The sequence below is a fragment of the Sphingobacterium prati genome, from assembly GCF_013167215.1.
GTDB classification, from domain to species: Bacteria; Bacteroidota; Bacteroidia; order Sphingobacteriales; family Sphingobacteriaceae; genus Sphingobacterium; species Sphingobacterium prati.
In genome coordinates this window covers 272,042-283,697 of sequence record NZ_JABJWY010000039.1, presented here as the reverse complement: position 1 = coordinate 283,697, position 11,656 = coordinate 272,042, and the positions used below count along the sequence as shown (strand labels likewise).

At 40.2% G+C, this 11,656-nt stretch carries 10 protein-coding genes; 4 read left to right on the top strand and 6 right to left on the bottom strand.

What is annotated here, in order from left to right:
- Nucleotides 1-64 precede the first annotated feature (64 nt).
- Entirely contained in the window at nt 65-607 is a 543-nt protein-coding gene (locus tag HPC41_RS24355; RefSeq protein ID WP_172396683.1) for a DUF1543 domain-containing protein, read from the bottom strand.
- A gap of 153 nt (nt 608-760) precedes the next feature.
- Here HPC41_RS24355 and HPC41_RS24350 point away from each other — a divergent pair, with 153 nt between their 5' ends.
- The gene (locus HPC41_RS24350; protein ID WP_172396682.1) at nt 761-1,633 is read left to right on the top strand and encodes a serine hydrolase; all 873 of its coding nucleotides are present in this window, start codon (nt 761-763) and stop codon (nt 1,631-1,633) included.
- A gap of 257 nt (nt 1,634-1,890) precedes the next feature.
- Here the strand turns inward: HPC41_RS24350 and HPC41_RS24345 are convergent, their stop codons facing one another.
- The 4 genes from HPC41_RS24345 to HPC41_RS24330 all read right to left on the bottom strand — a co-directional run bounded on the left by HPC41_RS24345 (nt 1,891) and on the right by HPC41_RS24330 (nt 6,545).
- Nucleotides 1,891-2,379, bottom strand: a complete 489-nt coding sequence (locus HPC41_RS24345; RefSeq protein ID WP_172396681.1) for a hypothetical protein — start codon at nt 2,377-2,379, stop codon at nt 1,891-1,893.
- A gap of 280 nt (nt 2,380-2,659) precedes the next feature.
- Nucleotides 2,660-3,547, bottom strand: coding sequence for a bifunctional 5,10-methylenetetrahydrofolate dehydrogenase/5,10-methenyltetrahydrofolate cyclohydrolase (locus HPC41_RS24340; RefSeq protein ID WP_172396680.1), 888 nt, complete (start codon nt 3,545-3,547; stop codon nt 2,660-2,662).
- Between the two features lie 69 nt (nt 3,548-3,616).
- Nucleotides 3,617-5,407 carry a translation elongation factor 4 gene (lepA, locus tag HPC41_RS24335; protein ID WP_108636416.1) on the bottom strand — a complete coding sequence of 597 codons (1,791 nt, stop codon included), beginning with the start codon at nt 5,405-5,407 and terminating at the stop codon, nt 3,617-3,619.
- Nucleotides 5,408-5,555: 148 nt separating this feature from the next.
- Nucleotides 5,556-6,545 (bottom strand): cation diffusion facilitator family transporter, encoded by a 990-nt coding sequence (locus HPC41_RS24330; protein WP_172396679.1) that lies wholly within the window; start codon nt 6,543-6,545, stop codon nt 5,556-5,558.
- Nucleotides 6,546-6,755: 210 nt separating this feature from the next.
- Here HPC41_RS24330 and HPC41_RS24325 point away from each other — a divergent pair, with 210 nt between their 5' ends.
- Nucleotides 6,756-7,961 (top strand): pyridoxal phosphate-dependent aminotransferase, encoded by a 1,206-nt coding sequence (locus HPC41_RS24325; RefSeq protein ID WP_246251042.1) that lies wholly within the window; start codon nt 6,756-6,758, stop codon nt 7,959-7,961.
- An 89-nt stretch (nt 7,962-8,050) separates the two neighbouring features.
- On the opposite strand, the gene HPC41_RS24320 is transcribed toward HPC41_RS24325, so the two are convergent.
- On the bottom strand, nt 8,051-8,587 hold the full coding sequence (locus HPC41_RS24320) for a hypothetical protein (protein WP_172396678.1): 537 nt from the start codon (nt 8,585-8,587) through the stop codon (nt 8,051-8,053).
- Nucleotides 8,588-8,680: 93 nt separating this feature from the next.
- On the opposite strand from HPC41_RS24320, the gene HPC41_RS24315 reads away from it, so the two are divergent.
- On the top strand, nt 8,681-10,711 hold the full coding sequence (locus HPC41_RS24315) for a M3 family metallopeptidase (protein WP_172396677.1): 2,031 nt from the start codon (nt 8,681-8,683) through the stop codon (nt 10,709-10,711).
- Nucleotides 10,712-11,075: 364 nt separating this feature from the next.
- Nucleotides 11,076-11,558, top strand: coding sequence for a hypothetical protein (locus HPC41_RS24310; RefSeq protein WP_172396676.1), 483 nt, complete (start codon nt 11,076-11,078; stop codon nt 11,556-11,558).
- Nucleotides 11,559-11,656: the final 98 nt, after the last annotated feature.

The window sequence follows — 11,656 nt, the reverse complement described above, 5'->3', positions numbered from 1 at the left end:
CTAAAAAAGAAGCCCCTATTTTTATAACTTAACGATCTTATCTGACTATAACCTTTGCACCATCTTATAAAGCGTTCAGTTTAAAATACCCATTTGCAATGATATCTTCCTTCAATCCGGTTCTCGGTACAATCTGAATATGATATTTTTCCTTATCTGCAACAAGCAAGAGATCTTCAATTTCATAAATATCGTCAACATCCAAACCATACTTATCATCAATATGGGCACTGCTATGATGCTTCCAAAAAACGGTTCGCTTAGCCTTCTCAGTGGCTTTGGCCAAATTCGGCGCGACTATGAGTTCTTTATAATGAAATTCATCAAACTCATTTGGCTTATATCCCCCCAGATTGACAAAAAACAACTTCAAGTCTGTATCTGGAATTGTCAAATCATTTTTTTCAATGACCGTAATTTCATACTCTCCTATCTTATTGACAATCCGATAAGCATCAATATGGATTTTACCATCGGCATCAGGCCAAAAATCTTTGATTGGGTCTATAAAATCCTTAAGTTCATTTCCGATTCCGAAAAAAATATCATGCTGTTCTGTACGTCTATTTTTCGGTTTGCAACCGATCAAAATCATAAATAATTTCATATGCAATATTCTGTCTTTATATGGGAATATCAAATATCCAAGTTATTTTCCTTCCTGTTTTTGCTTCCAATCGTGGATATTTCATAACTTAAGCCCACTGAACAATAAAAATAACGATTATTCACCACATATAATACACATAAAGTCCTGACTATGAGTAAAATTTTCCTATCATTTACGTTACTATTTCTATCATTATGCTGTTTCGGGCAAAAACGAAGTACTGATAAAAAACTTGAAAAACAAATTAAGCAGCTTATTCTTGGTTTTCAGGGAGACGTAGGCATCTATGTACACGATCTCAAGAAACACAAGGAAGTGAACATCGGAGCCGACACTATCTTTCCTACAGCTAGTATCGTAAAGATCCCAATTTTGATTGGTGTATTTGATAAAATTGAGAAAGGAGAACTGCAATTGGATCAAGAATTTATCTATCGTGAAACTCAGAAATATGGAGGATCAGGCTTGATGCAATTTTTTAAAGATAGCAGTAAAGTTGACCTCAAAACGTTGGTTGCCCTAATGCTCTCCTATAGTGACAATGTCACTAGCATCTGGAACCAAAAACTTGCTGGTGGCGGAATAGCCATCAATAAATTAATGACCGACCTCCAACTAGCACATACCCGTGTCAACTCACAGACAGAAGGCAGAAAAGGGGACTGGGAAAAGTATGGCTGGGGACAAACCACCCCAAAAGAGATGGCCGATCTCCTTACCTTGATCCGTCAGGGCAAGGTAATCTCGAAAAAATCCTCCGATCGTATGTATCGTTTTCTAGGCAATATGTTCTATGATGAAAGAGGGCTCTCTCAAATTCCAGCGACCGTAAAGGCCGCATCCAAAACAGGATCCCTGGATGATGTACGTAGTGAAGTAATGTTGGTCAATGCACCCAAAGGCGATTATGTATTCAGTATATTCACCAAAAATAATCAGGACAAGAGTTGGGGTAAAACCAATGGAGCAGAAGTGCTAACACGCAAACTTTCCAAACTTTTATGGGATTACTACAACAAGTAAAATACAAAGGATATACAGTGAATCCGTAGACATTCGTTGTAATCTTGCAAACGGTATGGCTTTTCGTTGCATCCCCTAAACGGGCTTATAACCAAACTGCAAAAAAATTCTTATCAGCCAATTTATTATGTAAGCAGCAGTGGGTATAAAGAAATAGGGAACTTTATGTTCCCTATTTCTTTCTCTTAATGGTATTATAAGCGAATTCGTTTTTCAACTATTCACTAAGATTTTTGTTTTGCAGCTAATGCTGTCATCTACTTTTTAAAAGCATCTTTCACATCTTTAGCTGCCTCTTTTGTGCCCGAAGCAACATCCTCAGCCACTTTTTTAGTGCCGTCCGCTACATCTTTCGCTACATCTTTGGTCTTATCGGCAGCTGTATTTGCAGCGTCTACGGTCGCATCTTTTGCGTCTTTCAATCCTTCTTTCACATCCTGACCAGCGTCGCGCAAAGCAGTTTTAGTTTTTTCCCAAGCGGTATTAGCCTCCTCAGAAGCAGCACGCGCTTTCTCCTCAGCAGCTTTATCGCCTTTGGCAATTGCTTCATCTAAAGCTTTTTTTGCTTCCTCAGCTTTCAAACGCGCGTTTTCTTCGGCGTTCTTTAAATCTGCAATCGCTGCATCTACATGCTCGCCTACTGTTTGTGAAGTATCAGTCGCATCTGACGCTTTTTTCTCTGAATTGTTGCAAGAAGACATTACCAATGCTCCTGCTACTACCGCTAAAAGTGCAATTTTTTTCATCCGTTTAATTTTTTTTTTTGATAAAGTCATCAGGTTTATTCATTAGCCTGTAATTATTTACTCACAAACTGTCTTTCTTTCAATTTATGAATGCATTACACTCGCTTGAATAAATCATGATAATTTCATTAAAATATTTGTTTTTTAATGGCAAGAAGATATCATGAGGTTATATTTATCCATTTTGGACTCCCATCAACCACATGATATTCTCATGTAAGTTTGTAATTATATGATTAATTAGTCTTTAATTTACAACATCTATGCCAAATAGACAAACTTAGTGCTTCGGATAAATTGTTCCCTTTGCAGCCTCCAATGTATTTTTCAATAATCCTACAATGGTCATCAGGCCCACACCACCCGGTACTGGAGTGATCCAGGACGCTTTAGGTGCCACATGCTCAAAGTCCACATCGCCGTATAATTTAAATCCTGACTTTGTTTCAGTGGATGTCTCTCTGTTGATACCTACGTCAATCACCACAGCCCCCTCTTTCACCATATCAGCAGTAACAAAATTCTTTCTACCGATAGCTGCCACCACGATATCTCCACGCAGTACCTCCGTTTTCAGATCTTTTGTACGGCTATGCGTTAAGGTCACGGTGCAGTTCCCTGGGTTAGCATTACGTGCTAGTAAAATACTCATTGGCGAACCAACAATATTGCTTCGGCCTACGACTACGGCATGTTTGCCCGCTGTCTCGATCTTATAGTAATCCAGCATCAACATAATACCATAAGGTGTCGCTGGAATAAAACAGGGAAGATTACGCTGCATCCGACCCAAGTTGACCGGATGAAATCCATCCACATCCTTACGGTAATCAATTGCTTCGGTAATCTTGTCTGGATCAATATGTTTTGGTAAGGGTAATTGAACGATCAGACCGTCGATGGAGTCATCTTTATTGATTTCTTCGACCTTGGCGATCAATTCCTCTTCAGTGATTGTCTCATCATAACGAATGTTTGTCGATTCAAAGCCGACCAATTGACAATTACGCATTTTGCTGGCCACATAAGTCTCGCTACCACCGTCGTTACCAACTAGGATAGCTACTAAATGTGGTTTCCGACCCGTTTGAGTTGTAAATTCAGCCGCATCCAGCGCAATCTGCTCTTTAATTTTTTCGGAAACTAGTTTACCATCTAATAGATTCATGTTTAGGAGATTTGATTGTATTTAAAAGGAGCCCAAGAGCTCCTTTATTTTGTATAATTTAAAATGTTATTAATCCAATTTCAATACCGCCATAAATGCAGATTGTGGAATTTCTACGTTCCCAACCTGACGCATGCGTTTTTTACCTTTCTTCTGTTTTTCCAACAATTTACGTTTACGGGAGATATCACCACCATAACATTTCGCGGTTACATCCTTACGCAATGCAGAGATCGTTTCACGGGCGATAATCTTCGCGCCAATAGACGCCTGGATCCGGATCTCAAATTGTTGGCGCGGGAGCAATTCTTTCAATTTCTCACAGATTTTCTTACCGAAATCGTAGGCATTACTTCGGTGGATCAAAGAAGACAATGCATCTACAGGCTCATCGTTCAACCGGATATCCAATTTAACAAGATCCGAAGTACGGTAACCTATCTGGTGATAGTCAAATGAAGCATACCCTTTGGAAATTGTTTTCAACTTATCATAAAAGTCAAATACGATCTCACCCATTGGCATTTCAAAAACCAATTCTACACGGTCCGAAGTCAGGTAATGCTGATTCATGATCGTACCGCGTTTTTGAATACACAGCGACATGATCGGCCCTACAAAGTCCGATTTGGTAATGATATTCGCCTTGATATAAGGTTCTTCGATCGAATCTAATTTACTTGGATCAGGTAAGTCCGAAGGGTTGTGCACGATCACTTCTTCCTTATCCTTCGTCATATACGCTTTGTAAGATACGTTGGGAACGGTAGTGATTACCGTCATATCAAACTCTCTTTCCAAACGCTCCTGAATAATCTCCATGTGGAGCATACCTAAGAAACCACAACGGAAACCAAAACCTAAGGCGGCTGAGGATTCAGGTTCAAACACCAAAGAAGCGTCGTTCAACTGCAGGCGGTGCATTGATTCACGTAATTCCTCGTAGTCTTCTGTATCTACAGGATAGATACCGGCAAAGACCATTGGTTTTACTTCTTCAAATCCTTGGATCGCTTGACCGCAAGGGCGATCTTTGTGTGTAATGGTATCCCCTACTTTCACTTCACGTGCTTCCTTGATACCAGAAATAATATACCCTACATCCCCGGTTTTAATGACTTCTTTTGGCACCTGATTAAGCTTCAAAGTACCGATCTCATCCGCAAAATATTCTTTGCCTGTCGCCACGAACTTTACTCTATCCCCTTTACGGATCTCGCCATTTTCAACTTTGAAATAAGCCATGATCCCACGGAATGAATTAAATACCGAGTCAAAAATCAAGGCCTGTAACGGTGCATCAGCATCCCCCACGGGATGTGGTATACGTTCAACAATGGCTTCCAGGATATCTGGTACTCCAAGGCCTGTCTTTCCGGAAGCAGGAATAATTGCCTCACGTTCACCACCGATCAGATCAACAATTTGATCTTTCACCTCTTCGGGCATCGCCCCTGGAAGATCCATCTTGTTTAAGATTGGGATGATTTCCAAGTCATGCTCCAAAGCCAAATATAAGTTTGAAATTGTCTGTGCCTGAATACCTTGTGAGGCGTCCACAATCAACAATGCCCCTTCACAGGCGGCGATAGAACGGGATACTTCATAAGAAAAGTCTACGTGTCCAGGAGTATCAATCAGGTTCAAAATATATTCCTGACCATCTTTTTTATAATTCATTTGGATGGCGTGACTCTTGATCGTAATACCACGTTCACGTTCCAAATCCATATTATCAAGTAATTGTGCCTGTGCTTCGCGCTGACTAATGGTATTGGTATACTCTAAAAGGCGGTCTGCCAAAGTACTTTTGCCATGGTCAATATGCGCAATAATACAGAAATTACGAATGTGCTTCATATAGGATTTTTAAACTCTTTTGCTAAAAGGCAAAGATACCTTTTTTTATACATATTTATAGAATCAAGTATATTTTTCGTTTGTGGACTGGAGGCGGACAAAAACTTTTGTTATACACATGATGCACAGGCAAAAAGCATTTTCATTTCTAGTCTGCTACGGCGTAGGAAAAATGCTTCTGGTTGCGGGTCGCCTTATCCATATCCCAGGCGATTTTCCCTTTAAACCGCTCCGAACGTATTGGGCAGTCCGCAACCTGGCAATAACGGCAACATTGCGGGAGACAAGGATCCGCATGAACAAAAAACTCGGTACGCACGGACATTTCCTTGTTGACTATTTTATCGACCGCTGAAATCTCATCATGTACTTTCACTAGATCAAGGTAACTTGGCAAAGTCAGGTGACAATCGACATGCAGCTCGTTGCCATAGCGCTGCACCCTAAGATTATGCACATCAATCCACTCAGGCTTACGATTACGTTCTAAAATCGCTACCACATCCTGCACAAGCTCGGTATCTGATTCATCCATCAGTCCACCAATAGACTGCCGAAGCAATTTGTATCCATTAAACAAGATAAAGAGACCCAATATAATGGAGATCACTACGTCGATCCATTGGAAACCTGTCAGCTTCATCAAGAATAAGCCTAATATCAAGCCAATCGTGCTATAAGCATCCACCTGGAGGTGTTTGCCGTCGGCCACCAGCGTAATAGATCCTAGAACGCGTCCCCTTTTCATGATATAAAATCCCACAGCAAAATTGATCAGCGAGGTAATGCCAATCAGGTAGATCCCCTGTTCGAGATGAGTGATCTCTGCCGGAAAAAAGATATTATAACAGGCTTTGGCTAAAATAATCGCTCCAGCGATAAAAATCAGCCCTCCCTCAAGGAAAACAGAGAAAAACTCGACTTTGCCATGACCATAGGGATGATTTTCATCTTTAGGTTGCGCAGCAAGATAGATACTGTAGAAAGCGAAACCAGAAGCGATCACATTGACGATACTTTCGGCAGCATCTGTAAAGATAGCGCTGGAATCTGTTAAAAAATAGGCAACAAACTTAATTATCATTAAACCTATTCCTGTAAACAGCGATAATAAAACCAATCTTGTTTGTCTCGACATGATCTGCATTTTGTAAGGCAAAGGTAAAGATATAACGTCAAATCAAATTGATTAGTTTTACACATCAACATCAAAAAAGTCGATATTGATGGGCTAAATCGCGACAATTGCTTTTTATTACCAAAGCCCCAATAAAAACCACCCTTTTCTTTGTAAATTTTCAAAAATAAACACAATTATTTGCAACGTATATAATATCTTTGTCTCACCATGAGCACATCATCATACTTATCAGACAGGATAAATAATTTATCCGAATCGGCTACACTTAAAATGACAAAGTTGGGCCGCGAATTAGCAGCAAAAGGCGTTAATGTAATCAGCCTTAGCGTAGGTGAACCTGATTTTAACACTCCTGAACATGTAAAAGATGCAGCAAAGAAGGCCTTGGATGAAAACTGGACACGTTATTCGCCAGTACCGGGATACCCTGAATTGCGTCAGGCGATCGTAAATAAATTGAAGACAGAGAATAATCTGGACTATGATATTTCGCAGATCGTCGTTTCAACAGGTGCAAAACAATCCCTGTCTAATGTGATCTTAACATTGATCAACCCAGGTGATGAAGTCATTATTCCTACACCGTACTGGGTATCTTACTCTGAAATGGTTGTTTTAGCCGAGGGAAAATCAGTATTTATCAGTACAGAAATCGACAATAACTTTAAGATTACGCCGGCGCAATTGGAAGCGGCTATTACGCCAAAAACCAAATTGTTTATGTTCTCTTCACCAAACAATCCAACAGGGACAGTTTATAGTAAAGATGAATTAGCAGCATTGGCTAAAGTTTTCGAAAAGCACCCGCAGGTATTTATTCTATCTGACGAAATCTATGAGCACATCAACTTTGTGGATAAACACGAGTCCATTGCACAGTTTGACAGCATCAAAGATCGCGTTATTATCATCAATGGTTTTTCAAAAGCCTTTGCCATGACAGGCTGGCGTTTGGGCTATATTGCAGCCAACAAAACAATTGCTGCGGCAAATGATAAATTGCAAGGACAGACAACATCTGGAACTTGCTCAATTTCACAACGTGCAGGGATTGTTGCCTATGAACAAGGGTTAGAGTCAGTCAATAAAATGAAAGAAGCTTTTGCGCGCCGCCGTCAATTGGTTTACGATCTATTGCGTGATATCCCAGGTGTACGTACCAATCTTCCAGAAGGCGCATTCTATTTCTTCCCTGAAATTTCATCCTTCTTTGGCAAGAAAGACCAAGACGGCAATATCATCAAAAACTCATCTGATCTCGCTTTATATTTATTGAATGTTGGTCACGTCGCTACAGTAGGCGGGGACTCTTTTGGTAATGACAACTACATTCGCTTATCTTACGCCGCTTCAGACGAAAGTTTGATCGAAGCATTAAAGCGCATTAAAGCAGCATTAGGCAAACTAGCATAATCAGTATTAAATATTGAAAATGGGCTGTTCAGGAAAACTGGACAGCCCATTTTTATATACTTTACTATATTTCCTTCAGGAGACTATGATCACAGATCTCCTTTACCTAATGTGTTCATTACCTCAATGAATTTCTTTTCTTTATTTTTCGGATCAAAAAGTAATTTTTCTACTTTATCAAGCTCAAGGGCCTCCAGGTGGCTGGGCAGCAAGCTAGTTTTCATTAGCTTCAGTAATTGCTCCCAATCCGGACGATTGATCCTACGCTGGATCAATTGCATCATCTCTGCCGCATTTTGGTATTCCTTTCCTGCTTTCATTTCCGTCACCATATCCATCCAGTCACCGTAAGTGAAAAGTCTATTTTTTTCCCGTTGTAATTGCAAGGCTTTCATTTTGACCAGATCATAGCCCAGCAACATCTCCGTGACAGAGTCAATCTCCATACAGGCAGAGATTTTAGCATAATCTTTCGAAAACTCCATTCGGGCCTCGTCATCCAGAAGCTTGCAAAAAGTTGGCACTTCCATTTTCAAGGAATCACAGTCCCGTTGCGGATATCCCACCATCGGTACCAAAGCAATCATCAAAGCTAAGATCTGTAAATACATCCTTCTTAATTTCATGCTCCGAAAATAGCCATTTTCTAGAAATCATTCTCAACACATAATTTACATTGGTTTTAGCGCTTCAAGCAAATATTTATTACATTTACCTCTATGAGTATTTTAACAGAAAAATTCGAAACGAAGCACGGTACCGCTCCGTTTTCACAAATAAAGAACGAAGACTATATCCCTGCATTTGATGCGGCAATCCAAAAAACAAAAGATGAAGTTGACGCTATCGTCAATAATCCCGAACCAGCCACATTTGATAATACCATTGCAGCGATGTCCTATTCTGGGCAGACATTAGATCGTTTATCCAGCATCTTTTTCAATTTACATTCTGCGGAGACCAATGATGAACTTGAAAAGATCGCACAGGATGTTGCCCCTAAATTATCCGCTTTAGGTAATGACATCACCTTAAACTTTGACCTCTTCAAACGTGTAAAAGCAGTCTATGAGCAAAAGGATAAGCTGTCACTTACCGCAGAACAAACCACTTTGTTAGAAAAATCCTATAAAGATTTTGTGCGAAATGGCGCGTTATTAAACGATGAGCAGAAAGAACAGTTACGTACGATTGATGCCGAACTATCGCTCTTAAAATTAAAATTCGGCGAGAATGTTCTTGCGGAGACCAACGCCTATCAGCTCCTGGTTACCAAAGAAAAAGATCTGGCAGGACTTCCGGAGGGGGCCATTGAGGCAGCCCATGCTTTAGCCAAAGCCAATGAAAAAGAGGGTTGGTTATTTACCTTGGATTTCCCAAGTTATCTTCCTTTTGTCACTTATGCAGATAATCGGGAATTGCGGAAGGAGATCACTTTGGCAGCAGGACGGAAGGCTTTTCAGGACAATGAATACAACAACGTGGAAAATGTGTTGAAAATCGTAAAACTACGTTTTGAACGTGCTAAATTATTAGGCTATGCAACCCATGCAGATTTTGTATTAGCTGAACGCATGGCACAAAATCCGACAAAAGTAACCAGGTTTTTAAACGATTTGCTGGGGAAAGCAAAGCCTGCTGCACAGCAAGAATTTGCCGAATTAAGTGCTTTTGCCAAGAAACTGGACGGGATTGAACAGCTGGAGAAATGGGATGGCGCTTACTATGCGGAAAAACTAAAACAGGAGCGCTTTAACCTGGATGATGAAAAGCTGAAACCCTATTTTAAGCTTGAGAATGTCCTAGACGGTGCATTTGAGGTTGCCCACCGCCTATTTGGTATCAATTTCAAAAAAGTCAACGATATTGACACCTATCATGAAGAAGTACAGACTTTTGAAGTCACCAAAGATAATGGTGAGCTAGTGGCTATATTCTATGCCGATTTCTTTCCACGCAAAGGGAAACGCAATGGTGCCTGGATGACCTCCTTCAAACCGCAGTATGTGCAAAATGAAAAAAAAGAACGTCCTCATGTATCCATTGTATGTAATTTTACCCGCCCTACAGCTACGAAACCTTCCTTGTTGACCTTTCAGGAAGTAACGACACTGTTTCACGAATTCGGACATGCCCTACATGGGATGTTGGCGGATACGATCTATCCAACTTTATCCGGTACATCTGTCTATTGGGATTTTGTCGAGTTACCAAGTCAGATAATGGAAAACTGGTGTTACGAAAAAGAGGCACTAGAATTGTTTGCCAAACATTATGAAACAGGCGAAGTAATACCAATGGAGTTGGTGGAAAAAATCCGTGAGAGTGCATCTTTTCTGGAAGGAATGGCTACGATGCGCCAGCTGAGCTTTGGCTTATTGGATATGGGCTGGCATGGGCAAGACCCAAGTGGCATTGCTGATTTGAAATCATTCGAAGATGAACAATTCGCATCCACCAAGTTATATCCCGATGTGAAAGATAACGCTATGAGCACTGCTTTCTCCCATATTTTCAACGGGGGGTATTCCTCTGGCTACTACAGTTACAAGTGGGCCGAAGTACTGGACGCCGATGCCTTTGATTACTTCAAACAAAATGGTATTTTTAACGCCGAAATTGCGCATAAATTTCGAGAAAATATCTTATCAAAAGGAGGAACTGAACACCCAATGGTACTTTACAAGCGCTTTAGAGGCCAGGAACCATCTGTCGAACCCTTACTCAAACGCGCGGGATTATTAAAATAAAAAACTGTATCAAGTCATTTTTGATCAATAATAATAATAATAATAATAATAGTTTAGAAATTCTGTCCAATGATCGAATAAGGTCCAGGTTCCATAACGGGTTTGGACCTTATTCTTTAAAAGTCCCTTTCCACAATTGATCACGCAACTTAGACCCACCCTACGACATTGAATGCTCATTCCGAATTTCAAAGTTTAACTGAGGCTAGACTATGTCAAGCATACCCAATTTATTGTTAAAAATCTTCTCCCCGAAATCCCCCTAGCGACCTGACTGTCCCAATTACAAAGATTTTGCTATCTTCACCATTTATTAATTCTTCAAAAAGATAAAAATTAAACTCAATTCAAACAGTTCCACAATATGAGTGAAATCAACTTCTTATTCCGAGATAAAAATCGTCGTAAATTTTTCTTCAAGTGCATTTTAATTGGGCTTCCTATACTGATAGGTGCGGCATTGCTGATCAACTATATCGAAGATAGTTCTGCCGCCAAGGGCACACCAAACGATAAAGGTGGAAAGGACTATTATTTTAGGGATGCCATAACGGAAACAGCTCCCGATGTGCTATGTAAACTAATCCCCATGTATCCCAATGGCAAAATTACTTACTACAACTTTTCTACAGATCAAGCTAATAATCCAGTTGGGAACCTATTTTTATTTACATCCGACTCTTTCGACAAAGTGAAAGCATTCTACCAGGAAAAAGGAAATATAATTGATGAGGGCACCGATACATTCGTCTGTGCTATTGACGGCAAAAAAATAACACTAAGCAAGTTCACTAAGCAAGAAGACGACCAAATACAGGGCGAGAATAAGATCAATATCTCATTTTAAATTTTGACGCATAGACGTCATCGCATCTCAATTTACCCCTACCCTCCACTATCTGGGCTACAGGCGCACGTGATGCCATATTGTGATTTGGACAATTA